Annotated in this window: 21 protein-coding genes; 6 read left to right on the forward strand and 15 right to left on the reverse strand. The window is 58.5% G+C overall.

Features of this window, described 5'->3' with window-relative positions:
• Nucleotides 1-81 precede the first annotated feature (81 nt).
• The 11 genes from A7976_RS02125 to A7976_RS02175 all read right to left on the reverse strand — a co-directional run bounded on the left by A7976_RS02125 (nucleotide 82) and on the right by A7976_RS02175 (nucleotide 14,800).
• Complete coding sequence (locus A7976_RS02125) at nucleotides 82-438, reverse strand: nucleotide pyrophosphohydrolase (protein WP_067106282.1); 357 nt, start codon at nucleotides 436-438, stop codon at nucleotides 82-84.
• Nucleotides 431-1,600 carry a class I SAM-dependent RNA methyltransferase gene (locus tag A7976_RS02130; protein WP_067106284.1) on the reverse strand — a complete coding sequence of 390 codons (1,170 nt, stop codon included), beginning with the start codon at nucleotides 1,598-1,600 and terminating at the stop codon, nucleotides 431-433. Before A7976_RS02130 ends, A7976_RS02125 begins: the two co-directional genes overlap by 8 nt.
• 37 nt (nucleotides 1,601-1,637) lie before the next feature.
• Nucleotides 1,638-2,438: a polyamine aminopropyltransferase gene (locus tag A7976_RS02135; protein WP_067107302.1), complete on the reverse strand. Its 801-nt coding sequence runs from the start codon at nucleotides 2,436-2,438 to the stop codon at nucleotides 1,638-1,640.
• 2 nt (nucleotides 2,439-2,440) lie between these two features.
• On the reverse strand, nucleotides 2,441-4,276 hold the full coding sequence (locus A7976_RS02140) for a ribonuclease catalytic domain-containing protein (RefSeq protein WP_067106286.1): 1,836 nt from the start codon (nucleotides 4,274-4,276) through the stop codon (nucleotides 2,441-2,443).
• Between the two features lie 157 nt (nucleotides 4,277-4,433).
• Nucleotides 4,434-4,646 carry a dodecin gene (locus A7976_RS02145; protein ID WP_067106288.1) on the reverse strand — a complete coding sequence of 71 codons (213 nt, stop codon included), beginning with the start codon at nucleotides 4,644-4,646 and terminating at the stop codon, nucleotides 4,434-4,436.
• A gap of 24 nt (nucleotides 4,647-4,670) precedes the next feature.
• On the reverse strand, nucleotides 4,671-6,641 hold the full coding sequence (locus tag A7976_RS02150; protein WP_067106289.1) for a bifunctional diguanylate cyclase/phosphodiesterase: 1,971 nt from the start codon (nucleotides 6,639-6,641) through the stop codon (nucleotides 4,671-4,673).
• A 130-nt stretch (nucleotides 6,642-6,771) separates the two neighbouring features.
• The gene (locus A7976_RS02155) at nucleotides 6,772-11,772 is read right to left on the reverse strand and encodes an Hpt domain-containing protein (protein ID WP_067106291.1); all 5,001 of its coding nucleotides are present in this window, start codon (nucleotides 11,770-11,772) and stop codon (nucleotides 6,772-6,774) included.
• A gap of 24 nt (nucleotides 11,773-11,796) precedes the next feature.
• Nucleotides 11,797-13,473 carry a methyl-accepting chemotaxis protein gene (locus A7976_RS02160; RefSeq protein WP_082877932.1) on the reverse strand — a complete coding sequence of 559 codons (1,677 nt, stop codon included), beginning with the start codon at nucleotides 13,471-13,473 and terminating at the stop codon, nucleotides 11,797-11,799.
• 55 nt (nucleotides 13,474-13,528) lie between these two features.
• The gene (locus A7976_RS02165; protein ID WP_067106293.1) at nucleotides 13,529-14,053 is read right to left on the reverse strand and encodes a chemotaxis protein CheW; all 525 of its coding nucleotides are present in this window, start codon (nucleotides 14,051-14,053) and stop codon (nucleotides 13,529-13,531) included.
• 7 nt (nucleotides 14,054-14,060) lie between these two features.
• A complete protein-coding gene (locus A7976_RS02170) occupies nucleotides 14,061-14,426 on the reverse strand; it encodes a PleD family two-component system response regulator (RefSeq protein ID WP_067106294.1) in 366 nt (121 codons plus the stop codon).
• A 20-nt stretch (nucleotides 14,427-14,446) separates the two neighbouring features.
• Nucleotides 14,447-14,800 carry a PleD family two-component system response regulator gene (locus A7976_RS02175; RefSeq protein WP_067107306.1) on the reverse strand — a complete coding sequence of 118 codons (354 nt, stop codon included), beginning with the start codon at nucleotides 14,798-14,800 and terminating at the stop codon, nucleotides 14,447-14,449.
• A gap of 417 nt (nucleotides 14,801-15,217) precedes the next feature.
• On the opposite strand from A7976_RS02175, the gene A7976_RS02180 reads away from it, so the two are divergent.
• Entirely contained in the window at nucleotides 15,218-16,381 is a 1,164-nt protein-coding gene (locus tag A7976_RS02180; RefSeq protein ID WP_067106296.1) for an FIST signal transduction protein, read from the forward strand.
• 25 nt (nucleotides 16,382-16,406) lie between these two features.
• Here the strand turns inward: A7976_RS02180 and hrpA are convergent, their stop codons facing one another.
• A complete protein-coding gene (gene hrpA, locus A7976_RS02185) occupies nucleotides 16,407-20,234 on the reverse strand; it encodes an ATP-dependent RNA helicase HrpA (protein WP_067107309.1) in 3,828 nt (1,275 codons plus the stop codon).
• 278 nt (nucleotides 20,235-20,512) lie between these two features.
• On the opposite strand from hrpA, the gene pqqA reads away from it, so the two are divergent.
• A complete protein-coding gene (pqqA, locus tag A7976_RS14680) occupies nucleotides 20,513-20,584 on the forward strand; it encodes a pyrroloquinoline quinone precursor peptide PqqA (RefSeq protein ID WP_081774944.1) in 72 nt (23 codons plus the stop codon).
• Nucleotides 20,585-20,724: 140 nt separating this feature from the next.
• A complete protein-coding gene (locus A7976_RS02190; protein ID WP_067106298.1) occupies nucleotides 20,725-21,384 on the forward strand; it encodes a peroxiredoxin in 660 nt (219 codons plus the stop codon).
• A 49-nt stretch (nucleotides 21,385-21,433) separates the two neighbouring features.
• On the opposite strand, the gene A7976_RS02195 is transcribed toward A7976_RS02190, so the two are convergent.
• Nucleotides 21,434-21,856, reverse strand: a complete 423-nt coding sequence (locus A7976_RS02195; protein WP_067106300.1) for a hypothetical protein — start codon at nucleotides 21,854-21,856, stop codon at nucleotides 21,434-21,436.
• A gap of 23 nt (nucleotides 21,857-21,879) precedes the next feature.
• Nucleotides 21,880-22,125 carry an RNA-binding S4 domain-containing protein gene (locus A7976_RS02200; protein ID WP_067106301.1) on the reverse strand — a complete coding sequence of 82 codons (246 nt, stop codon included), beginning with the start codon at nucleotides 22,123-22,125 and terminating at the stop codon, nucleotides 21,880-21,882.
• A 122-nt stretch (nucleotides 22,126-22,247) separates the two neighbouring features.
• Between A7976_RS02200 and A7976_RS02205 the strand changes: the two genes are divergently transcribed.
• Complete coding sequence (locus tag A7976_RS02205; protein ID WP_067106303.1) at nucleotides 22,248-23,132, forward strand: YihY/virulence factor BrkB family protein; 885 nt, start codon at nucleotides 22,248-22,250, stop codon at nucleotides 23,130-23,132.
• Nucleotides 23,133-23,134: 2 nt separating this feature from the next.
• Here the strand turns inward: A7976_RS02205 and A7976_RS02210 are convergent, their stop codons facing one another.
• Entirely contained in the window at nucleotides 23,135-23,950 is an 816-nt protein-coding gene (locus A7976_RS02210) for an SAM-dependent methyltransferase (RefSeq protein ID WP_067107312.1), read from the reverse strand.
• Between the two features lie 109 nt (nucleotides 23,951-24,059).
• Here A7976_RS02210 and ylqF point away from each other — a divergent pair, with 109 nt between their 5' ends.
• A complete protein-coding gene (gene ylqF, locus A7976_RS02215; RefSeq protein ID WP_067106305.1) occupies nucleotides 24,060-24,968 on the forward strand; it encodes a ribosome biogenesis GTPase YlqF in 909 nt (302 codons plus the stop codon).
• Nucleotides 24,961-25,344, forward strand: a complete 384-nt coding sequence (locus A7976_RS02220) for a YchJ family protein (protein ID WP_067106308.1) — start codon at nucleotides 24,961-24,963, stop codon at nucleotides 25,342-25,344. Before ylqF ends, A7976_RS02220 begins: the two co-directional genes overlap by 8 nt.
• The last annotated feature ends 32 nt before the right edge of the window (nucleotides 25,345-25,376 follow it).

Below are 25,376 nucleotides of genomic sequence, written 5' to 3' on the forward strand. Positions count from 1 at the left end.
TACCCGTAACGCAGGCGTCCTTGCCTGCATTCGACCAATCGAAACGGGGTGATGCAGGCCAGGACACCTGCGCCAAGGCCCTCAGTCCTTGTATTCCGTATATTTGGCGTTGCTGCCGCGCACCTTGTCGGCCGGGTATTTCTGCGCGTTGAGCGTGATCTTGGCATTGGCCGCGTCGATCAGATCGATGCCCAGAACATCCGACATCCGCAGCAGATACACGAAAGTGTCGGCGATTTCATGCGCCACTTCCTCCCGCTTCTCCGGCGGGATGTCCTTGCTCTGGTCCTCGGTCAGCCACTGGAAATGCTCCACCAGCTCGGCCGCCTCGACAATCATCGCCATCGCCAGATTCTTGGGAGAATGAAATTGCTCCCAATCCCGCTCGCGCACAAACTCACGCAAGCGGTCGCGCAGTTGGTCCAGACGATCAGTCATTGGCGGGCTTTTCCTTGCGGTTGCTGCCAGCCACCATCTTGATCTCGAACAAGCGGCATTCCAGCGGGCCATTGAACAGCGGCGTGCGCTTCGAAGGCGACAGCCGCATCAGCTTGGGCAGGCGCAGGTCGGAAGTCAGGAAGTAGGCGTTCCAGCCCGCGAAGTGGCGCTTCAGCGTTTCGCCCATTTTCGGATACAGCGCGGCCAGTTCCTCGTCTTCGCCGATACGCACGCCATACGGCGGATTGGCGATCAGCACGCCATGATCGGCGGGTGCTTCGACATCGACGATGTCGGCGCGGTCGAGTTTCACCGCTTCCAGCAGACCGGCCTGATCCAGATTCTGCTTCGCCGCCCGCACCGATTTCATATCGAGATCGCTGCCGTAGATATTCTGGAACTCCACCGGCTTGGCTCGCCCTTGCGCTTCCTGCTTCATCTTCTGCCAAGCGGTAGCATCGAAATTAAGCAGCTTCTCGAAACCGAAGCTGCGGTTGAGGCCAGGCGCCATATCCAGCGCGATCATCGCCGCCTCCAGCAGGAAGGTGCCGCTGCCGCACATCGGGTCGAACAGCGGCGTACCCGGCTGCCAGCCGGAAAGCTTGATGATGCCGGCCGCGAGATTTTCGCGCAGTGGTGCTTCCACGCTGGAGCGGCGCTGGCCGCGCTGGAACAGCGCATTGCCGGAGGTATCCAGATAAAGGCGATACTCGTCGGCAGTCAGGTAGGCATGAACGCGCACGTCCGGCTGCTTGGTGTCGATGTACGGCCGGTTGCCGCCCTTGAGGCGGAACTTGTCGCAAACCGCATCCTTGATGCGCAGCGTGACGAATTCCAGACTCTTCAGCGGACATTTGACCGCCGTCACCTTGACCATGAAGGTGCGGTTGATCGCAAACCATTCGGGCCATTGAAGCGCATAGGCCGCCTTGTAGACATCCTCTTCGCCGCCGTATCGTCCATGTCCCACCTGCCACATGATGCGTGTGGCGACGCGGCTTTCCAGATTGGCGCGATAGCACAGCGGCATGTCGCCGGAAAAGCCGACGCCGCCATCGGTAGGCGCCAGGGATTGTGCGCCGAGAGCCGTCAGCTCTGCCGTCAGAAGGGCTTCGAGGCCGCGCGGGCAGGTGGCGAAGAATTGCTGTTTTGCGTTTTTCATATGCGGGCTGCCGCTCACTGAACGGCAGCTATTTTTCCTAGACGATCAATCGGTTAGAGGTATTGAGGTTATTATCCCGCAGGCGCTCGACAAACTCCAGAAACTCTATCTTGAGCTGATCCTGCAGGTTTTTTGCGCGTTCGCGCAGCGTGGCCCAGCGCAAATCCGGCGGCGTACGGCGAAAACCGAACACGACGATATTGCCGGGGCGCCCGGTGGGCAGCACCAGCACGCGCCCGCCGAAGCTTTGCTCGATACGCTGCAGATAAACATCAAAATTCCTGTCGCTGCCCCACAGGTTGATCGCCATCAGGCCGTCTATCGTCAGCGCTTCGGCGCAGCTATCGAAGAAATCCTGCGAGCAGAGCTCGGGCGGCACGCCTTGGCTGTCGAAAGCATCGACAATCAGCACTTCGGCATCGGATGGATGTTCCCGCAAATACTCGACGCCATCGGTTTCGATGACTTGCAGCCGCGCGTCATTTTCAGGCAAATGAAAATGACTGCGAGCGATCGCGATCACCTGCGGATTGATTTCAACCACGCGCGTCGTGAATTCCGGCAGGTAATGGTGGATAAACTTGGGGATGGATCCGCCGCCCAAACCTATCGCCAGAACATTGCGCGCCTGCGGCCGGAACAGCATGAAGGCCATGATGCCGCGCGTATAGGTCAGCTCCAGATCTTGCGGCGCTGCCACGCGCATCGAGCTTTGCACGGTGGACGAGCCGAGATGCAGCGAACGCACGCCGTCGGATTCGCTGACATCGACACTGGCGTCGCCGGAAACCTTGCGGTGAATGCTGCGCGCAAACCGGCGTGGGCCGAGGCGAAACAGACTCACTCCAGCGCTCCCTTGAAGCGGCAATCCAGCTCCATCAGCAAGGGATCGATACGTTTGACTTCCAGCAATACGCGCGAACCGGGCGCCAGTTCCGGCAGGCTCGGCACCTTGGTCATGTAGGGCATGCCGTCGAGGCGCACCAGATTTTCGCGCCACACTGTTCCGACCACTTCGCTTACGCCCTGCTGCTGCAAATACACCAGGCACCAGTGGCGCTCCATCCGTGTCTGGAATTCGTTGTAGGCGTTGTAGGCGAGATCGAAATCGCGCATGGCCGCAACCAGCGCGTCGCTGCCCTTGTCGTAAGGCGGTTCGCTGCCTTGCAGCAGCGCGATCATCTGGCGCTGGTTAATCAGGTCCACGGCACGGCGCAGCGGCGAGGTGCTCCAGGCATATTGCGCGACGCCCAGCCCCTGGTGCGGCTCGGCGTTGACCGTCATGTAGACCTTGCCGCCTTGTTGTGCGCGGTAAATGCCGGGAATGGCATGTTCGGCAAGCAGCCCGCCCCAATGCGCGTTGGCGTGGATCATCAATTCCGCGACCAGCTTGTCCATCGGCGAGCCGCGCTTGCGTTCGGTGATGCGGACGTTGCCGTCCTCGACATAAAAGTTGTAGTCCACTTGCGGCGCACGGTTGGGATCGTACTTGCCGCGCGCTTTTTCCAGCGACTCCGCCAGGCGGTGCAGCAGCGCCAGCCGTTCCCAATAAGGGTGTTCGCTCGGCGTTTCCCAGTTTTCTTCGTTGAAATGCGGCTCCAGCTCGTCGTGACGCAGGTTGTCCGCGATCTTCACGGCTTCGAGACGGCTGCTCTGATTCGTGATGGAGAGATCAGGCGAGATATCGAGATAAAGCGACAACGCCGGGCGCCATATGCCGGCATGCAAACTGAATGGCTCGATGGCGGCCTCAGGCAGCATGGTGATCTTGTGACCGGGCATGTAAACGGTGGAGAGGCGTTTCATCGCAATCGCATCGAGCGCGGTGCCCGGCACGATGCCCAATGCCGGCGCGGCGATATGGATGCCGATACGGGTATTGCCGTCGGGCAGCATTTGCACCGAGAATGCATCGTCGATTTCGGTGGTCGTCGCATCGTCGATGCTGAAGGCTTCGGCCTCGGCGTGATCCAGCGCATCCGGCGAAGCGACAGGTTCGTGCGTCTCGAAATTCACGCCGCCTGGGAAATATTCGCGCAGGAATGCACCGAAATGGTAGTCATGCGCCGAGGCCAGCGCGCCGCAGGCTTCGAGCAGTTTCAGATGGCCAAGCCCGGTCGCGGCAGCAGCTTCGTCCAGTGCCTTCCATTCCAGGGTATTTTTATCCGGCTCGTACAGCAGCATATCCAGCCTGTCGCCGAATTCCGGCGGCATGATATGCGCCGTAAGCTGCGCCACATATTCAGCGACCTTTTCGGCCTGCAGACGTTTGCGTTCCTGCGCGGCCAATGCAGCCTTGAGATTCTCCTCGGGGGCGGCCTTGTAGCGGCCCTTGCCCTTGCGGTAGAAATACATGGGCGCGGCATGCAGGCTGATCGCCGTGGCGGCGGCTTCTGTCGGGCCAGGCGGATGTCCGTAGTACTCCTGCGCCAGTTCGTCGAAAGCGAACTCCTCTTCGCCGCAGCATTCCCACAAAAAATCTGCGGCCAGCGTTTCGGCTTCGGCCTGGGCTTTGTCCATGAATCCCGCCAGCGAGCCTTCGAATTTGAGCAACACGTTAGCGGACTTGATCTTGGAGCGTTTCCCGGACATCGATTCCACTTGCATCGAGCCGGGATTTTCGGTCATGACGGAGGCAACCTTGAAGCTGCCTTCCTCTTCGTAAAAAACGTTCATTGAATGACTACGGAAATGATTAGCCGCCATTTTACCGTGGATTGGCAGGTAAAGTCGGGCAAACGCTCAGACACGCCCCCGTGCAAGGCCGGGTGCAGCGCAATGATTCGAGCGTGCCGGCAGTCTTCGGGCCGCCGGAACAGGAAAACCGGTCGGGCTAGTGGTCTTCCACCCGGAAGCCGACCTTGATGGTGACTTGCCAGTACGCGATCTTGCCTTCAATGATGCAGCCACGCGTTTCCACCACCTCGAACCAGTCCATGTGTTTCACGCTTTGCCCGGCCTTGGCAATCGCATTCTGTATCGCGTCGTCCGAACCGTTGGGCGATGAACCGACCAATTCAATCATTTTGTAAACATGTGCGCTCATGATGTTCCTCCTGTCGTGGATTAACTAATGCGAATTTTCCGGGCCTGACACGCGTGCCAGCCAGGCATGCGCAGGCTCCGGCCTGGAAAAGAAATATCCCTGATGAATCACCTTGGCCCGGGCATTGAGAAAATCGGCCTGGGATTGGTTTTCCACTCCTTCTGCAACGATTTTCAGCTTGAGATGGCTGGCGACGGAAAGTATCACTTCAACCAGCGCAGCATCGTCCGGGTCGTCCGGCGCATCCTGGACGAAAGTCTTGTCGATCTTGAGTTCGTGGATCGGCAAGCGCTTGAGATAGGCCAGCGATGAATAGCCGGTACCGAAATCGTCAACCGAGAAATGAATGCCCAACGCGGCGAGCTCGGTCATTTTGGCGACGACATCGTTCATGTTATCGATCATCAGGCCTTCGGTGACTTCCAGCGTCAGGTGGCTGGGGTCCGCGCCGGTCAGTGTCAGCAGGTTGCGCAGAGATTGCACGAATCCGCGCTGGCGAAAGTGGCGCGGGCTGATGTTCACGGAAATTCGTATCGGCGTATTCATGATGGTTTCCATCGTCAGCAGCCGGCAAACCTGTTTCAGCATCCATCCGTCCAGGTCGATGATCAGGTCCGACTCCTCGGCAATCGGCACAAACGCAGCCGGTGTGATGAGGCCACGCACGGGATGCTGCCAGCGCACCAGCGCCTCGGCGCCAACGACGTTGCCGTCGGCATCAACCTGCGATTGCAGGTACACATGCAATTCGTCGGCACGTATGGCCTGGCGCAATTCACGCTCGATCTGGAAGCGCTGGCTTGCGATTTCCTCCATGTCGGTTTCGAAGAAGGCTGTCTGGTTACCCCCGCTTTTCTTGGCCCGATGCAATGCGGTATCCGCCCGGCGCAGGATATCGTCCGGGGCATCGTGTTCCAGCTCCGGGAACAAGGTCACACCCAGGCTGACGGTAATCGTGACATCCTCCACGCCGCTGCTGAAAGGCTGCTTCATCGCATGGTGAATCTTATCGGCGACTACGTGCGCATGACGGCTGGCGGTATGTGCCGCAGTGTCCAGGTTTTGCAGAAGAATGGCGAACTCGTCTCCGGTCATTCGCGCCAGCGTATCGTCCTCGCGCAGGATACTCGCCAGGCGATCGGCGACCGATTTCAGCAAAAGGTCGCCCGCGGCGTGCCCCAAGGCATCGTTCAGCATTTTCAACCGGTCGATATTCAGAAAAATGATTGCACTCATACGCTTTTCGCGTCGCGTCAAGGTAAGAGTCTGTCCCAAGCGATCCATCAGCAGGAGACGGTTGGGCAATCCGGTGAGCGAATCATAATAAGCCAGCCGATGGACATTGGCTTCGGACTGCTTGCGTTCGGTGATGTCGAGCATGACCCCTTGCAGGTATAGCGCATTACCATCTTCATCGAAAACGGGCTGAGCCTCGTCGCTGAAATGCCGCCATTCCCCTTCCCTGGTTCGCAACCGGTATTCCGCTGAAAAAGAGCTGCCGTTACGGTGCGACTCGGCCAGTTGCTGCATCACAGGGGACCGATCTTCAGGATGGATCAACTTTTCCCACATACCCGGCGTATTCACCCATTCATCGGCTTCATAGCCCAGTTTGGCAACGCGCGGGCTGACATAGATAGTCTTGCTGTGCTTATCGATTCCGGCACGATAAATGATGGCGGGGACCTGCTCGGTCAAGAGACGATAACTACGCTCGCTTTCGCGCTCGCTTAAGGATGCAACAAGAATCTTGTCGACCAGGCGGCGCACCAAGCCATAAAGCAACAGCGAGGTCACGCCGACAAACAGCCAGCCCTTGACCAGGCTGGCCCAAGTGATTTGCTCGGGAGTCCGGAATACCAGCTCGACCGCCTTGTCGGAAAACAATATCCACAGCGCACCAAACGCAGCATAGACGATCACGAGCCTGAATACGCTGGGCGAGGAGCCAGCGGCGGTTGCGGTAGTCATGCTGACGGGCTGCGGCTCGGTCATTGGATCTTTCCGGATGCGAAAAGGAGGCAGTCTGGATAAGTATGCCTCAAAATACTATCCGATGCCGCCACCGCTGAGAACCGGCATTGCAGAGGCATCTGCCTCCGCGCAAGGACGAAGAGTTTTGAGCTTATCCCGAAGTAAGGCCCGTGATATGCGCGAGCAGTTCCTCTTCCTGATAAGGTTTACCGAGATAGACATTGACGCCGAGTTCTTCGGCATACTTGCGATGCTTGTCGGCCGTGCGCGAACTGATAACGATCAACGGAATATGCGCCGTTCGCGGATTGCCCCGCACCGCACGGGACAACTCGAAGCCATCCATGCGCGGCATTTCGATATCCAGCAGTATCACTTCCGGCAATACCGACTCCAATTGCTGCAGTGCATCCACGCCGTCCTTGGCGGCCAGCGGGTGATAGCCTTCGCGTGTCAGCAAGCGCGAAATCACCTTGCGCATGGTGAGCGAATCGTCCACGACCATGATAGTCGGCAACTGCACGCTTTCAGCGGCTGTCGCCACTTCATGTACTTCGGCCGCCAGCGTTTCGCGGAAAGCCATGTGGATGGGATTCAGCACCAGCATCACCTTGCCGTCGCCCATCACCGTGGCCCCGGCGATGCTGCCCATGCCAGCCAGTTGCGGGCCGATGTTCTTGACCACGATTTCGCGATTGCCGCGAATTTCATCGATGATCAGCGCGATTCGGCGCGCGCCGCTGCGCAGCAGCATTACCGGCGTATAGGCCTGCGGCTCGGGCTGGACCGGGCGGCCCAGCAGGTGCGACAGGTAATACAGGGGATATTGACGACCGCCCCAGCCGAACTGGCCTTGCTCCTGTATCGAAGCCAGCGCGCTGTGCTTGATCTTCTGCACCTGTTCCACCATCGGCGCGGGCAGCAAGAACTCTTCACTACCAACACGCACCAGCACGGTCTGATTGACCGCGAGCGTCAGCGGCAGGTAAATCGTGAACGTACAACCCTGGCCGGATTCGGAAGCGACTTCGATACGGCCGCCGAGTGCAGTGATATCGGCCCGCACCGCATCCAGGCCGACGCCCCGCCCCGAAACCTGGGTCACGTTGTCCGACGTGGAGAATCCGGGCTCGAAAATCAGCGATACCAGTTCAGACGGACTGCTCTCCTGCGTTCCGCCCAGCATGCCGAGACTGGCCGCCTTGGCCTTGATCTTTTCGTAATCCAGTCCGCTGCCGTCATCGCTCAGCGAAAGGATGATTTCATTGCCCTCCTGCCGCGCCTGAATTTGCACCTGGCCCATCCTGGGCTTTTTCAGGCTGGTGCGTTTTTTGGCGTCTTCCAGACCGTGGGCGATGGCATTTCGCAATAAATGCTCCAACGGCCCTACCATTTTCTCGAGCACGCTGCGATCGATTTCCACCGACTCGCCCTTGATCTCCAGCTCAGCCGGTTTCTTGAGTTCCGCTGCGGTCTGACGAACGATGCGGTGCAAGCGCTCCGATACGTTCTCGAACCGCACCATGCGCGTCCGCATCAGGCCTTGCTGCAACTGCTTGGTCATGCGCGACTGCTCGTTCAGCGCCGCTTCGGTTTCGTTCAGGTTGATCATCAGGCCCTGCTGCACCGTTGCCACGTCGTGCACGCTCTCGGCCATCATGCGCGTCAGTTCCTGGAAGCGCGTATAACGGTCGAACTCCAGCGGATCGAAGGTTTCATGCGCTTCCTGCAATTGCGTCAAGCGCGACTGCATCTGCGTTTCGGCCTCGATTTCCGCCTCGCGCAACTGACTGCGCAGGCGGATTACGCTATCGGTCAACTCCAGCAAGGCACTCTTGAAGGTTTCCATCTGCCGCTCGATACGCGACCGCGCGATACTGACCTCGCCCGCCTCATTGACCAGGTGATCGATGGCTTCCGAACGCACGCGCATCATCGGCGTGACGGAAATGGTTTCGATCGCCTGCTCCGCGACTTCATGGTCGGCCTCCGCTTCGGCTACAGGCACGACCGCCGACGCCTCCGCGTGCTGGCGCAGCTCGTCCAGTTGATCGCTGATGCTGTCGTACTGCTTGAAGAATGCAGTAAAGCTGCGCGCGGTCGGCGCCCCCTTTTCCAGGGCTTTCAACACCTGCGTTTCGAGATCGTGCAAATCGTCGCCCATGCGCAACGCGCCCGCCATGCGCGCACTGCCCTTCAGCGTATGCAGTGCGCGCTGCAGCGCCTGCTGCGCATCCGCAACGCCGGGGCTGGCCTGCCATTCGCGCAACTGCCTGCCGACCAGAGGCATGAGTTCGTTGCACTCTTCGAGGAAGACTTCCAGCAACTGCTGATCGACGTTGCCTGCTTCCGCTCCATGAACGAAGGATGGCACGCTGTCGAGCACGTCGCCAGACGTCTTTGGTGTCGATTCGATATGTGTAGAGATGGGCTCCGGCTCGGCGAGGGCAACACTATCAGCAACCGCGATTTCGTCTGCCTGCGTTTCCATGGATTGCGGTTCGACAGCCTGGGCTTTTGCTTCCGCCGCCTTGCGCAAGGCACTGCACAGCCATTTTGCCGCGATCGGCTGACGGTGGTTTTCCACTTTTTGCAGCATCGCCTGCAAGGCAAGCAAAGTCTGATCGAACAGATGCACTTCTTCCGGCGTCAATGCCTGATAGCGCGGGGCGATATCTTCTAGCCACGCTTCCAGCGCACCGCCCAGGTCGGAAATCGCCGTCAGACCGACCGTGCGCGACACGCCGCCTATGGTATGCGCCGGTCTCGCGACATCCGGAATCGGCGGCTCGGCTTGGGTCCGTGCGGCCTCCAGCATTTGCTGCAGCAAGGCGAGATTGGTTTTCGCTTCATTCAGGAAAATCTCGAACAACTGCCGATTCACCGTGTGCTTGCCGCCGATCACGACTATATCGTCGGCGGGCTTCTCTGCCGGCATTTCCGCTGCTGGCTCAATAACCGGCTCGGACGAAGTATCCGCGAGTTCATCACTCGTGACTTCCAGAGAAGGATGCAGCAATGCCTCGGCGCGAACTTTCCAAATACCTGGCGTCAATGCCACCGAGCCGTCGGTAAAGAGCTGCTTCACCCATTCCTGGAACTGCGCACTGACGCTGTCGATAAAGTCGAGCACTGGCACGGTAATGTCGCTGCGCGTTTCAAGCAGATGATTCAGCAATTGCTCAACCGACCACGCCACATCGCCCATCGCTGTCAGCCCCACGGTACGACCGCTGCCCTTGAGCGTATGGAAAGCGCGACGCACCGTGATCAGAGCAGGTTGATCTTCAGGCTGCGCACGCAGTGTCTGCATGCAATTCACGATGGTTTCGTGTACCTCGCCCGCTTCGGCCAGATAAACCTCAAGCAACTCATCGTCGAGCGCACGATCGACCACGATGTCCTGAGCGCTCGCTTGCTCATGCGAAACGGTTTCGGCAGCGGGTTGCGAAACCGCGGCCGCCATATCGTCCACGGCCGTTTGCAAACGCTCCGGTAGCGGATCGATGGCGCGACTGGCCTCAATATCGCCCTTTAGCAAGCGGTCAAGATAGAAACCCAGCGAGCTCAGACTTTCGGCGACAAGCTCGAACTCTTCGATAGAGACTTGGGAAGAGGGCTGGGCAAAGCGCTCGACCAGCGCCTGGCAGCCATCGATCACCTTCGAGGCAACCAGCTGTTCCAGCATGCGGAATGCGCCGCCGACTTGCTTGAACAAGGGAAGAACAGCCGTAAGCTCTGCACGTATTTCGGGGTCGCGGAAGAAATCGTCCAGCGTCTGTTCGATGCGCTGTAAATTTGCGCGGATTTCGTCTGCCACCTGCGCCAGTACCGCCAGCGTTTCATCCTGACTCGTCTCGGGCGCCGCATGGGTTTCAGGCACAGGTTCGGCACCCGGCAGCATTGCCCGCATTGAAGCCGCCTGGCTGGCCGCGCCCTGCAATCCCTGGTCGAGCGACTTTCCGCTGGAGCCCAACACGCTTTCCAGCATGAGCAAGGTAGTGGCCATCTCGATGGAGAACAATGCATCCAACGGCCGTTCGGATCCTGTCAGACTCTCTGCGCAGGCATGTACATCGGCCAGCACCTGACGGAGTTCATCGCGGCTGCCCTCGGCCGCCGTCACCAGCGCCTGCGCTTTCTCCAGGAATATCGCCAGTTGCGACCGGTCGCCTGCCGACACCAGCATCCAGCAGTCCTTGAGATCGCTCAGGCCGGCGCGGACAGCACTGAATGCGTCGTCGGCCTGTTGATCGGATGCTCTGCCAATCGACACAGCTTCGTCATCTTCGTAATACTTTTCGAGTTCGAACACGCGCTTGATATCGCATAAGCGCTCGGACACGGGCGCAGTGATCGCTACGTAATACAAGGCATCGCGCAGCATGCGGCTGTTGGGCTTGGCATTGCCTTGCGCGAGATAATGTATCTGGCGTTCCAGTTGAAAGCAGAGCTGACGACTATTCTTGTCGAGCGCCAGCGCCCCTTGTGCAATCGCTTCGAGCAAACCGACGGTCACCCACCACAGGGTTTTCTGCGACGGCAATGCCTGCGCGCGCTCCACCGCAAGCAGCGCGTCGCGCATGCCGAGAATCAGGCTCTCGTCTTCCGGCGCGCGCAGCCATTGCACCAGCAGTTTGCGGTATTTCTGGCCTTGCTCGTTCAGGTAGGCGGGCAACTCCGTCCCTTCTGGAACGTAGGTCTCCAGATCGGCCGGAGCACTATTAAACAGGTCCGGGAAAAACAGCTCGCTTTCCTGAATGACTTCCGCGCCCAGGGCTTCCTGCATTGCCTTGAATTCGGGAAACAAACGCAGCGGGACATCGGGCGCCCCGTCTACCAGTGACTGGAGATATTGCAGCAAGGCACGCAAGGCGCGCGTCAGTACATCGAGATTTTCCGGACTGGCCGAAACCGAATGCTTCTCCAGCGCGGCGATATAAGTTTCGATTTCACCCGAAAAGCGCTGAACTCCGTCCAGCCCAACCATGGAAAGCGCGCCGCTCACCTGATGGACGTGAGTCAGGCAAAAGCGCAAGGGACTGGCATCGAATGGCGATGCCGCAAATTCGCCGGCCTTGCCCAGGGCCTGGTTCAAGGCCTGGTCGATTTCGTCTTTAACCCAGGTTAGCGGGCCAATATCAAAGTCCATGGACACAATAGCGCGCGCTTATGATCAGGAGAGCTTGAAGCCGGAAACAGACTCGCGCAGTTCTTCCGCGAGGCTGGCCAACTGACCGATGGAGCCAGCGGTTTGCCGGGTACCGGCGGTAGTTTGCGTGGTAATCGCCTGGATTTCCTGCATCAGTTGGGTCACTTTTTGTTCCATCGCGGTTTGTGCGGTTGTTGCTTGCGAAATCGAGGCGATCAACTGCGCCAGACTGGATGTCACCTCGCCGATTTCGTTCAGCGCCTGACCGGCCGCATCGGACAGTTTGGCACCTTCCACCACACCCTCGGTGCTGCGTTCCATCGCCGACACGGCATCGTTGGTATCCTGCTGAATAGTTTTCACAATGGCGCCGATCTGCTTGGTCGCTTCGGAGGAACGTTCGGCCAGACGCTGCACTTCCTCGGCCACCACCGTAAAGCCGCGGCCCGCTTCGCCCGCCGATGCCGCCTGAATCGCCGCGTTCAAGGCGAGGATGTTGGTCTGTTCGGTAATATCGGAAATCAGTTCAACGATTTCGCCAATCTCCTGCGAGCTTTCGCCCAGCCGCTTGATTCGCTTGGAGGTTTCCTGGATCTGCGAGCGGATGTCGTTCATGCCGGCGATCGTGTTCTGCACTGCCACCGCGCCCTGCGATGCCGCTTGCAGCGAGCGCTGCGCCACCTCGGCCGACTGACCGGCGTTGGCGGAAACTTCATGGATGGATTGCGCCATCTGCTGCACAGCGGTGCCGGCTTCCTCGATCTGCTGCGACTGCTTCTGCGCCGCACCCTGAAGGCGCGTGGTCACGGCCTGTGCTTCGCCGGAGGCGACTGTCACCTGCTCGGTCGCCCGGTTGATCTCCTCGACCAGGGTACGCAGGCTGTCGATGGTGTAGTTAATGGAGTCCGCAATCGCACCGGTAATACTTTCCGTCACCTCCGCTGTAACGGTCAAGTCGCCGTCCGCGAGGTCGCCCATTTCATCCAGCAGCCGCAACACCGCTTCCTGGTTGCGCAGATTTTCTTCTTCCACCTTTTCGAAATGCTGCTTTGCCAGTTTCACTTGCCGATTTCCCAGCATCACCATCATCACCGCGGCAATAATGATGAATACCACGGCCAGCACCAACCACACGTGGGCAAGCACATCGCCGCGCACCTCCTTGATCAGCATGTCCCCTTCCTGCGTCATGCGGTCGCTTGCAGCCGCAATATCAAGCGCGATCATTGCCAGATTCACGCCTGTGGCCGGGTTGGCAGCATCGAATCCGGTTTTGAGCTGGCCTTCGACTGCCTGCCACTGGACAGTCAGTTGCTTCAAGGGGGCATCCACACCGCCACCGTAACCGAACAAACCGCCTGCCTGCTGCAGCGCGGCAATCGCCTCTGCGGCCTTGGCCCGGTTTAGCTTGACCTGTTCCGTAGCCTTGGGCATGCCCAAAGCCACCATTTGCAGATCCTTGGCGATACTTTGTGCGCTGACCTGGACGCGGGCAATGTTTTCCAGATACGTGGCGTCGTGCTCCTTTTTCAGAACATTGAGAGTCAACGCAACCGCTATCAGCACGCCCAACAATAAAACCAGCAGCGGGCCACGGGCCGGCGTATCAGTGGAGGCGGCATGCGCGGCGCTGCTTCGAGAAAACAAGCCGCCTGCAATTTTTTGCCAGAAATTATTCAATACTGCCGTTTCCAACGCCATATCATTCCCCTGATTCCGTATTGATTTGCCGATTACGATTGCGTGCCGATTGTCGCTAGCCCAGCCCGACCTTCATGAAGTCGGGCGATGCCAGCAATGTCTTGATGTCGATTTCCCGCCAGGTTTCGCCGGAGGCATCGCGGAATACGCGTCCGCCCAGCCAGCGGCCGGGCCTGCCCTCGTCTTCCATTTCCTGCATCTGATCCAGGGCACGAAGCCCAAGAATCGCGCTGACCAACAAGGCAGCATGGGCTTTGTATTTCTGATGCGTCAGCAGGATACGGCTGGCTACGGTGCCCGTCGTAGGCGTTTGTCCGGAAAACTGGGCAATATCGCTGACACCGTAAAGATTGCCGCGCACATTTGCCATACCGAGAAACCACGGTTTGCTCAGCGGCACCGGATGAATTTCCGGCACGGGCAGAACTTCACTCACATCCTGAAGGCCGACCAGCAGCAATTCGTTGCCTGCACGCACGCCAAGGCGGCTGCGCGTCCCAGCATCGGCAGACCGTGTCTGGTCCTTGATGCGCACCAGGATGTCTTCCTGGTATTTCCGTAAATCGAGGTTTTTCGCCATGTGATTCTTAACCGAGTGCTGCGATCTTGGCCAGCAGATCGGCTTCCACGACCGGCTTGATGACACATTCCCTGGCACCCTGGCGCAACGCCCACACGCGGTCGGTCAGTTGCTCCTTGCCGGTGCAGACGATGACCGGAATGTGTGCAGTCTCGGGGGCCTTGGTCAATGCGCGCGTAGTCTGGAATCCGTTCAGACCCGGCATGATGACGTCCATGATGACAAGGTCGGGAAGCTCGGTCTTGACGCGCTCCAACGCTTCCTCGCCCGATTCCGCCTGGCTGATGATGAAGCCGTTGCGGGTCAGCATTTCATTGAGATAGAAGCGGTCCGTTGCCGAGTCGTCCACGATCATGATTTTGGTAATGGGCATGTCGACACTTTCGTTTGCGTTTATCGGGTGGTGTGGCGTGTTACCGCATCCAGCAGGCTATCGGCGGTAAATGGTTTGGTAAGGTATTCATCGGAACCGACCATGCGGCCCCTTGCGCGGTCGAACAGGCCGTCCTTGCTGGACAGCATGATGACGGGGGTAGTGCGGTAACGTTCGTTTTTCTTGATGAGGGTGCAGGTCTGATAACCGTCCAGGCGGGGCATCATGATATCGACGAAGATCACGTCGGGCTGGTGATCCGTGATCTTGGACAATGCGTCGAAGCCGTCTTCCGCGAGTATGATCTCGCATCCGGCCTTGCCCAGAAATATCTCGGCGCTGCGGCGGATAGTGCTGCTGTCATCGATCACCATCACCTTGATGCCGGCGAGGCTGTTCGCCTTTTCCACAGTAACTCCCCTTGTGTTTTCTTCTTGTCGAAACCACGCCGCCCATGCGATTGAGGCGGCAGCTTGGAATCCCCGTTTTGCGGTCCATTATGTCTTTGGTGCGCAAAATTATCCAGCGCCTTTCATCCCGAGTTTTCGGCCGCTCATCGTGACGTAGGCGTAGACCGGGCTAAAGTACACGATTCATATTGCCCGGGCAATTCACTTGGGTTTAAACTCGCCGCAAGCCCGGCTCTATAACAAGGGCGCGTGAAATCACATTACGAATAACATTGCTCAAGCCATTGAATTTTTAGCGCTTCCTGCCGTCCTGATGACAGGCTCGCTGCGCCCTGAGATGGCTTTCGCCCGTTACTTTGACACACAATTGGAATCACAGACATGCTGATCAAACAGGAAGCCATCACCGGCAAACAAGGGTTGAAGGATCTGCCCAGGACTTCGCCATTGCCCTCTGCCAATCTCGTTCTGGTATTCGGCTCAGTCAAACGCTTCAGCGAAAGCAAATTGACGGCAACCCTGAAAGAACGCTACCCGACGGCACAAGTGATCGGTTGCACCACCGCAGGTGAAATCAGCGACCAGGGCGTCTTCGACGAAAGCCTGCAGATCACCGCGATCCAGTGGGAAAAAACCAGCATGCGTGTGGCTGACCTCCGTGTTTCCGACATGAAAAGCTCGTTCCAGACCGGCGCATCGCTCGCCACTACACTCAAAACGGACAATCTGCGCGCGATCCTGGTATTTTCCGACGGCCTCAGCGTCAACGGCACCGAGGTTTTGAAAGGCTTCCAGAGCATCATTGGCAACGAGATCCCCATTGTGGGCGGCATGGCCGGCGATAACGCAGCCTTTACCCGGACCCTGCTGCTGCATAACGACAGCGTCAGCGACAATCTGGTCATCGCGGTCGGCCTGTATGGCAACCATCTGGTCACCGCCAGCGGCGCGCTCGGCGGCTGGAAGCCCTACGGCCCGCCGCGCAAGGTTACCCGTTCGGACAAGAACGTGGTGTATGAAATGGACGGCAAGCCTGCCCTGCCGCTCTATCGCATGTATATCGGCGAGCATTACGCCAAGGGATTGCCCGGAACCGGCCTCAAGTTCCCATTCGCCATCGTCGGCGCAGGCGGCCGCGATGTGGAAACCGTGCGCACGCTGCTCAGTATCGACCCAGCCAACAACAGCCTGACCTTTGCCGGCGATGTACCGGAAGGCGAAACCGTGCGCTTGTGCCAGACCACACACGACCGTCTGGTGGAAGGTGCCGGCGGTGCGGCAAAAATGGTATCGACCTCGCTGCCGGAACAAGCGATGCGCTTTCCCGGCCTGGCGATCTGCGTCAGCTGCGTCGGCCGCAAGCTGGTGATGGCCGAGCAGATTTCCGACGAGATCCGTATCGTCAAGGACACGCTGGGCGCCCAGGCGGCGATTACTGGCTTCTACTCCAACGGCGAATTCTGTCCGGGTTCGAACAGCGACCAAAGCGTACTGCACAACCAGACCATGACCATCGGCTACTTGGCCGAGGACATGACCATCTAAGCGATTTTCCTCGCGGACGGAGCCGCTACGGCAGCTCCGTCCAGATTTTCTCCAGCCGCTTCACTGATACCGGGAACGGCGTCTTCAATTCCTGCGCGAACAGCGACACGCGCAACTCTTCGATCAGCCAGCGGAAATCCTCCAATGCAGGACTAAGGCCGCCCTGCTTGCGTTCGGCGGCAATCTTCTCCTCCCAGCGCGACCACAGTTGCTGCACCGCCTGCGCACTGCGCATATCGCGCTCGATACTGGCGGGATATTTATCCAGTCGCAACCGTAATGCCTTGAGATAGCGTGGAATATGCTGCAACCGTTCCCACGGCGTTGCGCTGAAAAAGCACTTGGGCAAGAGACGGGCATAGTGCTCCTCCACTTCGCGCTTCACGCGCGACATCGCGGGCGGCAGACCATTGAGCTTTTGTGTCAGCGGCTGTATTTCCGCGGCGATAGCCTGGGCGAGACGTCCCGCCCCTTCCACCACCGCCGGCAGCCGTGTCCGGGCGCGGGTCTTGAGCGCCATGAATTCGGCATTGGTACGCGGCAGATCATCCTCGCCGATGAAGGCGCGGTCGGCAATCGCAGTCAGCATATCCTCGCGCAGGTCGTCGGGATTCATGATATTGCGCAGCAGCATTGCATACTGATTGAAGCCGGGCAGGCCTTTTTCCAGCTGCTTCATTTGCTCTTTAAGCTCGAAACGCATCAGGCGGCGCACCCCCTTGCGGTGCGATTCCTGCGCGGCGGATTCGGTGTCGAACAGCTTGACCGCAACGCTGTCGCCGTTGTCTTCCAGAGCCGGATAGCCCGTCATCTGGCGCCCACTGCGATTGAAATCCAGCTTTTTCGGTAGATCGCCGAAATCCCATTGCTTGAGGCCGGTTTTTTCAATGTCCGGCTGACCGCTGCGAAAAGTCAGTTGCGCGGCCTGGCCCAGCTGGCTTTTCAATGCCAGCCAGTCCCGGCCCATTGCCAGTTCGCGCCCGGCATCATCCACGATGCGGAAATTCATCAGCAGGTGCGCAGGAATGGCCTCCGTCCAGTCCGACGGAGCAAGCTTTAATCCGGTGCGTTTCTGGATGTAGACAGCCAGCACTTCCAGAATCGCGCCTTCGCCGATTTTTGCCTGTTCGAGGAAACCCGTAACGAACTCCGGCACCGGCACGCACACGCGGCGGATAGTCTTGGGCAGCGCCTTGACGAGGTGCGTAATCTTCTCGCGTACCATGCCCGGCACCAGCCATTCGGTTTGCGTCGGATCGAGCTGGTTGAGCAGCGCAAGCGGGATAGTCGCCGTCACACCGTCAAGCGGATGCCCCGGCTCGAAACGATACTTGAGCGGCACCGGCACGCCATCGAGATCGAATGTTTCCGGGAACTGCGCCTCCGTGACGCTGCTGGCCGCATGGCGCATCAAGTCGTCTTTGGTGAGATACAACAGCCTGGGATTGTCCTTTTCCGCTTCCTGCCGCCATTTCTCGAACCCGGCACCGTTGACAATGCCTTCCGGGATACGCGCATCGTAGAACGCAAACAGCGCGTGCTCGTCCACCAGCACGTCCTGCCGACGCGCCTTGTGCTCCAGCTCCTCGATCTCGCGCATCAGCTTGCGGTTGGCCTCGAAGAACGGCGCGCGCGTGTCGAATTCCATGTTCGCCAATGCCTCGCGGATGAAAATTTCACGCGATTCCGCCGGATCTATGGGGCCGTAATGCACGCGACGCTTGGGCACGATGGTCAGGCCGTACAGGCTGACGCGTTCCCACGCAACCACCTGTGCCGGCTTGCGGTCCCAGCGTGGGTCGCTGTAATGGCTTTGCGTCAGGCCGCGCGCCAGCGGCTCGATCCAGTCGGGGTTGATATCGGCCACGCCGCGCGCATAAAGTTTGGCAGTTTCCATCAGTTCGGCCGCCATCACCCACTTCGGGCGGCGCTTCTTGAGGCTGGAGCCCGGAGCAATATGGAAACGAATGCCACGCGCGCCAAGATAGGATTCGGCCTCGCCGTCCTTGAAACCGATGTTGCCCAGCAGGCCAGCCAAAAGCGCCCTGTGTATCTGGTCATAACCGGCTTCCTGCTCATTGGGCCGCAGCTCCATGTCGGCGACGATGCCGGCCAGTTGGCCGTGCAGCTCGCGCCACTCCTTGAGCCGCAGGAATGACAGGAAATTCTGGTGACATTTGTTCAGGAGATCACGGTTGGATTTCTTGTGCTTGAGCGCATCCTCGTAGAAATCCCACAGCTTGAGGAAACTCATGAAATCCGAGCGCTCGTCGGCAAACTTGGCATGCGCCTGGTCGGCCGCCTCGCGCTTGTCCATCGGCCGCTCGCGCGGGTCCTGCATCGCCAGCGCCGAACCGATGATGAGAATTTCCTTGAGGCAACTCTCGCGCTTGGCGGCAAGAATCATGCGGCCGATGCGCGGATCCAGCGGCAGTTTCGCCAGCTGATTGCCAATCTCGGTGATGCGGCGCTGATCGTCTACCGCGCCCAACTCCTGCAGGAGCTGGTAGCCGTCGGCGATCAGGCGCGAATACGGCGCTTCGATGAACGGGAACTCGGATACATCGCCCAATTTGAGCGAGGCCATGCGCAGGATGACTGATGCAAGAGAGCTGCGCAGGATTTCGGGATCGGTAAATTCCGAACGCGCATTGAAATCCTCTTCGGAATATAGCCGCACGCAGATACCGTTTGAGACACGGCCGCAACGCCCCGCGCGCTGCCGTGCCGCTGCCTGCGAGATTTTTTCGATCTGCAACTGCTCGACCTTGGCGCGCGAACTGTAACGGTTGACGCGCGCCAGACCGGTGTCGATCACATATTTGATGCCGGGCACGGTAAGCGAGGTTTCGGCGACATTGGTCGCCAGCACGATGCGCCGCCCACCGGAAGGCCGGAATACCTTCTGTTGGTCCTCGATGGAAAGCCGAGCGAACAGCGGCAGGATTTCCGCACCCTTGGGATGGTGCTTGCGCAAATGCTCCGCCGTATCGCGGATTTCGCGCTCGCCAGGCAGGAATACCAGGATGTCACCCCCCCCCAGTCGCGACAGATCGTCGACCGCATCCAGGATCGCGGCCTCCATCGTTTCTTCCTGCTCGTCCTCTTCTGTTTCCTGCAACGGACGATAGCGCACCTCGACCGGATACATGCGTCCTGAAACCTCGATCACCGGCGCGCCGTCGAAATGTTTGGAGAACCGGTCGGCATCGATGGTGGCCGAGGTCACAATGACCTTAAGATCGGGCCGTTTCGGCAGCAGTTGCTTGAGATATCCCAGCAAGAAATCGATATTGAGACTGCGTTCGTGCGCTTCGTCGATAATCAGCGTGTCGTAGCCATTGAGGAAGCGGTCGCCCTGCGTCTCGGCGAGCAAAATACCGTCCGTCATCAGTTTGACGTAGCTGCTCTCGGACAGCTTGTCGTTGAAACGCACCTTGTAACCCACCGCCTCGCCCAGCGGCGTTTTCAGTTCCTGCGCGATGCGTGAAGCCACTGATCGTGCAGCGATACGGCGCGGCTGGGTGTGGCCGATCAGGCCGGAAACACCACGCCCGAGTTCGAGGCAAATCTTGGGCAATTGCGTCGTCTTACCCGAGCCGGTCTCGCCGCAGACGATGACCACCTGGTGCCTGGCGATGGCTGCGGCAATCTCGTCCTTGCGCTGGTTGACCGGTAAATCCTGCGCAAATTCAGGCCGCGGCAAGGCATCGCGGCGAGCGGCATAGCGCCGGGACGAGCTCTCGATACGCGTTGCCAGCTCCGCCAGCAGCCGCTCGGCGGGTTTGCCGGCCTTGAGTGCGTCGCGGGCATCGCGCAGCTTGCGTTGCAGCGGATACCGGTCGGCCAGCATGCAATGCGGCAGTTGCGCTTCGAACTGCTCGACGATACGGGAAGGAGAAGGCATGGTGGATGAATTCATGGGCGGCGAATTTTAACACGCCAGGCAAATGGGCCGGCGTGGGTAAAAAAGGTAAATGTCGCGGTTATTCGGGTCCCCGACGATTCATGAAAATCATTAGGCATCATTCATGAACCGAACGAGGGATCATGAAAACTGACAGCGTATAGTTGAACTCATGCGATGAGTCATAACGAATCGCCCAACCAGACAATTTTGAGGAGACTGACATGTGGACCAAGCCTGAAGTGACTGAAATGCGTTTCGGTTTTGAAGTGACGATGTACGTCTGCAACCGCTAAGACGCGATTCAAGCATTAAGACAACGGGAGCCTCGGCTCCCGTTGTCGTTTCTGTCGCCCAAATACATGCCCGCTTGCAGTAGCGCTTATCGGGAGTATGATGATTAATTCGCATCAAATTACTCCAACAGGAGGTCATCATGGCATTGCGAATTGGCGACGAAGCTCCCGACTTCACCGCGGAGACTACGGAAGGCACGATCCATTTTCATGACTGGGTCGGCGATGGCTGGGCGATACTCTTTTCCCATCCCAAGGATTTCACCCCGGTCTGCACGACCGAACTCGGCTATCTGGCAAAACTCAAACCGGAATTCGACAAACGAGGCTGCAAGGTCATCGGGCTCAGTATCGACAGCGTGGAAGACCACACAAAATGGACGCAGGACATCGAGGAAACACAAGATTGCGAGCTTAACTATCCTCTCATCGGCGACACCGATCTCAAGGTGGCCAAGCTATACGACATGATCCATCCTAACGCCAGCGGCACTGCAAGCGGCCGCACCGCAGTGGATAATGCAACGGTACGCTCGGTATTCCTGATCGGACCGGACAAGAAAATCAAGTTGATGCTGATGTACCCGATGAGTACCGGGCGCGATTTCAACGAAGTACTGCGGGCACTGGACTCCTGCCAATTGACGGGCAAACACACGGTGGCGACACCGGTTAACTGGCGCCCAGGCGACGAAGTCATCATTCCGCCCTCCGTTTCCGACGAAGCCGCCCGAGCGAAATATCCGGCCGGATGGCGGGCGCCCAAACCTTACCTGCGTTATATACAGCAGCCCAAGTAGGAACCGCTTTTTTGACCACGTCAGGACGCTTCTCGCGCCTTTGGTGTGGTTATTTCTGCGCGCACTCCTCGGAGCCGGTATTACCGCCTTTGTATTCTGGTTCGTAATAGAATTTGCTGAACGCCAGTTTTCCGTCTTTCCCCTTTTTGATCGTCGCGATGCCGGTGCCGTAATCCTTGGTGGATGGATCCTTCAAAGCGAAATGGATGGCCAGCTTGTTGCCTTCCGCTACCGCGTGCCCCAGATAGGCGCCATATTCCGGCACTTCCAGCTTGAAACCATACGCGCCGTGATCGCCGGTGCTTTGCTCCGGCACCAGCTTCATGGTCACCGTGCCGGTGTATTTGCCCTCATGCGCGTCCAGGCCCGTGCATTCGTAAACGCCACTGTAGTCGGGGCCGGTGAATGCAGGCTTGGCCTGTGCCAGACCGCTGCATGCGAACAGCGCCAAAACGGCGGCTAATTTTTTCATTTTGGTCTCCCTTTGTCCAAATTCTAATCGGCAATCCAGATGCCCGATTCCGGTGCAGGCAGTACTGTAATCTCGATATCCCCGACCGTCACTTTCTGCCCCGCGCGTACCTTGCAGGTCTTGCGCAGCTCGATCTGACCGTCCACAGATACAGCGCCGCTGGCGACGAGCGCCTTACCCGCGCCCCCGCTATCGCATACACCTACCAGTTTGAGCAGCTGATTGAGCTCGATATACTCATCATTCAGCACGAATTCCGCGTTCTGCATCTCAAGCTCCTTTTCTAATATTGCGCAATTGTAACGCAGCCCCGATGTCACCCAGGCCGGCAGCGCATCTGAACTTGATCCATCGCTCGCCATCGAACTCTTAATATCGTCGAGGGATTGTCATGCAGGTGAAATCCGGAATCGATCGGCTGAAACATATTTCCCGTCTGATGCTGGGCGCGATCAAAGCCTGGTTTTACCATCGCGCGTCGAGCAAGGGCGCTGCATTGTCTTTCTATACATTATTTTCCCTCACTCCCATACTCGTCCTGGCGATCACATTCGTAGGCTACTTCTTCGGCCAGGAGACCGCCCAAGGCGAGATTATCAAGCAGATCGAAAACCTGGTTGGGCCGCAAGGAGCGGAGGCGGCGAAGGTCATGCTCGCAGCATCACAGAGCGATGGCTCAAGTTTTTGGGCCACGCTGATTGCGGTAATACTGCTAGTCATAGGCGCCACCACGGTATTCGCGGAGCTCAAGGCCAGTCTGGATGAAATTTGGGGGATTGAAACCAACGATGAATCCGCGCTGAAATCGCTGCTGATGACGCGTCTTCTGTCATTCAGCATTGTGCTTTCGCTTGCCTTTTTGCTGCTGATTTCCCTGGTAGTCAATGCCGCACTAGCCATGCTGGAACGCTACATGGGTGGATTATGGGGAGAAATGTTCGGCATGTTCACTTACATCTCGACCCTGGTAACTTTCGGGGTCATCGCCTGCATGTTCGCGCTGATCTATAAAATGCTGCCCGAGGTACCGCTATCGTGGTCAGACGTGTGGATAGGCGCCGCAGTTACCGCCGGCCTGTTCATCTTCGGTAAATATGCCATCGGCCTCTACCTCGGCAATAGCGACATTGCCTCGGGTTACGGGGCGGCGGGTTCGCTGGTAGCCTTGCTGCTCTGGGTGTATTACTCGGCGCAAATTTTCTTCCTCGGCGCCGAATTTACCCGCCAGTACGCTACTCGCCTCGGCAGCCTGCAGCATCTTGCGCATAAAACCTAGGCTCAAGCGAAACGCTCGCGAAGTTCTTCCAGTCCCACCTCTGCCAGTATCATGTCCAGACGCTCGGCCGCCTTTTGGCGCGGCAGGTTCTTGTAGCGGGCAACGATAAGTTCGTTTTTCATCGAGTGTTCCCAGCCAACCAGTTCCGTCACCGTTACCTGGTAGCCGTGCGCCTCCAACTGCAGGCAACGCAGCACGTTGGTAATCTGGCTGCCGAATTCGCGCGTATGGATGGGGTGGCGCCAGAGTTCGCTGAGGGGATTCTTCAGCGCCTGACCTTTGTGCTTGCGCAGCACGGCTGCCACCTCGGCCTGGCAACATGGCACCAGCACCAGAAATTTCGCCTGCTTTTGCAAACCGAACTTGATCGCGTCATCGGTCGCCGTGTTACAGGCATGCAGCGCGGTGACGATATCGATTTCTTCCGGCAGCTGCGGCGAAGTGATCGACTCTTCCACCGACAGATTGAGAAAAGTCATGCGCTCGAAGCCCAGTCTGGCCGCTAGCGCACGCGATCTTTCGACCAGCTCCTGCCGCGTCTCGATGCCGTAAACATGACCGAAAGCATGCTGCTTCATGAACAGATCGTATAGGATGAAACCGAGGTAGGACTTGCCTGCGCCGTGATCCGCCAGTATCGGGTTGCCGTTTTCCTCCATCACTTCGAGGAGCAGCGGCTCGATGAATTGATAGAGATGATAGACCTGCTTCAGCTTGCGCCGGCTGTCCTGGTTGAGCTTGCCGTCGCGCGTGAGGATATGCAGCTCTTTCAGCAGTTCGACGGATTGTTCGGGGCGGATTTCGGGGATGTTGGTCACGATCAGGAAAAGGTCTTCAAATAGGCTTACATGATAGTATTTTTTGCAGCGATGCAGGATGCCGCCGCACAATGGTAAAATAATCAATTAATTAGATTCTGGTATTCGCATGGCAATTCAGTGGTTCCCCGGTCACATGACTTCCGCCCGAAAGAAAGCGGCGGAGACCATGGAGTTTATCGACGTCGTGATCGAAGTGTTGGACGCCCGCCTGCCCGAGGCGAGCCATAATCCGATGATCGAGGAGCTACGCCTGTTTCGCCAGCGCCCGTGCCTGAAAATCCTCAACAAGGCCGACCTCGCCGACCCCGCCGCGACCCAGGCCTGGCTCAATTTCTACAATAAACAACCCGGCGTGAAAGCGGTGGCGCTTTCCTGCAAAAAGCCAGGCGACGCTGCCAAGGTTACCGGCCTGTGCCAGTCGCTCGCACCGCATCGCGGCACCAATCTCAAGCCGCTGCGCATGATGATCATGGGTATTCCCAATGTGGGCAAATCCACGCTGATGAACGCCTTGCTCAACAAGCGCGTCGCCAAGGTCGGCGACGAGCCGGCGGTCACCAAGAACCAGCAGCGCATCGACCTGAGCGACAAAGCCTGCATTACCGACACGCCGGGCATGATGTGGCCCAAGATCAAATACGACTCGGATGGCTTCATGCTCGCCGCCAGTCATGCCATCGGCCGTAATGCGGTGATTGACGAAGAAGTCGCGACCTTTCTCGGCGATCTGCTGCTCAAGCGCTATCCGGCGCTGCTTGCCGGACGCTATAAATTCGCGGTCGAAGGCATGGACGGCGTGGACGTCATCGAATCCGTCGCCAAAAAACGTGGCTACCGCATGAAAGGCGGCGATCTCGATCTGGAAAAAGCCGCGATCACGCTGCTGACCGACTACCGCTCCGGAACGCTCGGCCGCATCAGCCTGGAAACGCCGGAAACACGCAGTGAAATGCTGGCTGCGGCGCAACCGGCTCCGGCCGAAGCACCCGAAGAAACACCGGAAGCGGATGAGTAAAAATCCGCTTCCGGCGTGCCCTTGCGGCGGCCTATCTTATGCCGCTTGTTGCGAACCCATTCATCAGGGTATGCCCGCTCGTAGTGCCGAGGCGTTGATGCGTTCGCGCTACAGCGCCTATGTACTGAAGCTGGAAGATTATCTATTCGCCACCTGGCATCCCGATACACGTCCCGCCGCACTTGATATCGCCGATGACGACTCGAAATGGCTGGGGCTGGAAGTGAAGCGACACGAAGAGTCCGCCGATACGGCCACTGTCGAATTCGTCGCTCGTTACAAAATCGCCGGACGCGCCCATCGCCTGCACGAAATCAGCCGCTTCGTGCGCGAGAATGGACGATGGTTTTACGTGGATGGGGTGTTTCCGCAGTAAACCGGGGATTCGCGCTTCTGCATTGCTTCGGA

It is taken from the genome of Methylobacillus sp. MM3 (assembly GCF_001645185.1).
Classification (GTDB): domain Bacteria; phylum Pseudomonadota; class Gammaproteobacteria; order Burkholderiales; family Methylophilaceae; genus MM2.

Coding starts and splice junctions, on each gene's coding strand:
- A7976_RS02125 (WP_067106282.1), bottom strand. CDS start 438: ATGACTGATCGTCTGGACCAACTGCGCGACCGCTTGCGTGAGTTTGTG.
- A7976_RS02130 (WP_067106284.1), bottom strand. CDS start 1,600: ATGAAAAACGCAAAACAGCAATTCTTCGCCACCTGCCCGCGCGGCCTC.
- A7976_RS02140 (WP_067106286.1), bottom strand. CDS start 4,276: ATGAACGTTTTTTACGAAGAGGAAGGCAGCTTCAAGGTTGCCTCCGTC.
- A7976_RS02145 (WP_067106288.1), bottom strand. CDS start 4,646: ATGAGCGCACATGTTTACAAAATGATTGAATTGGTCGGTTCATCGCCC.
- A7976_RS02150 (WP_067106289.1), bottom strand. CDS start 6,641: ATGACCGAGCCGCAGCCCGTCAGCATGACTACCGCAACCGCCGCTGGC.
- A7976_RS02155 (WP_067106291.1), bottom strand. CDS start 11,772: ATGGACTTTGATATTGGCCCGCTAACCTGGGTTAAAGACGAAATCGAC.
- A7976_RS02160 (WP_082877932.1), bottom strand. CDS start 13,473: ATGGCGTTGGAAACGGCAGTATTGAATAATTTCTGGCAAAAAATTGCA.
- A7976_RS02165 (WP_067106293.1), bottom strand. CDS start 14,053: ATGGCGAAAAACCTCGATTTACGGAAATACCAGGAAGACATCCTGGTG.
- A7976_RS02170 (WP_067106294.1), bottom strand. CDS start 14,426: ATGCCCATTACCAAAATCATGATCGTGGACGACTCGGCAACGGACCGC.
- A7976_RS02175 (WP_067107306.1), bottom strand. CDS start 14,800: ATGGTGATCGATGACAGCAGCACTATCCGCCGCAGCGCCGAGATATTT.
- A7976_RS02180 (WP_067106296.1), top strand. CDS start 15,218: ATGCTGATCAAACAGGAAGCCATCACCGGCAAACAAGGGTTGAAGGAT.
- hrpA (WP_067107309.1), bottom strand. CDS start 20,234: ATGCTGGCCGACCGGTATCCGCTGCAACGCAAGCTGCGCGATGCCCGC.
- A7976_RS02190 (WP_067106298.1), top strand. CDS start 20,725: ATGGCATTGCGAATTGGCGACGAAGCTCCCGACTTCACCGCGGAGACT.
- A7976_RS02195 (WP_067106300.1), bottom strand. CDS start 21,856: ATGAAAAAATTAGCCGCCGTTTTGGCGCTGTTCGCATGCAGCGGTCTG.
- A7976_RS02200 (WP_067106301.1), bottom strand. CDS start 22,125: ATGCAGAACGCGGAATTCGTGCTGAATGATGAGTATATCGAGCTCAAT.
- A7976_RS02205 (WP_067106303.1), top strand. CDS start 22,248: ATGCAGGTGAAATCCGGAATCGATCGGCTGAAACATATTTCCCGTCTG.
- ylqF (WP_067106305.1), top strand. CDS start 24,060: ATGGCAATTCAGTGGTTCCCCGGTCACATGACTTCCGCCCGAAAGAAA.
- A7976_RS02220 (WP_067106308.1), top strand. CDS start 24,961: ATGAGTAAAAATCCGCTTCCGGCGTGCCCTTGCGGCGGCCTATCTTAT.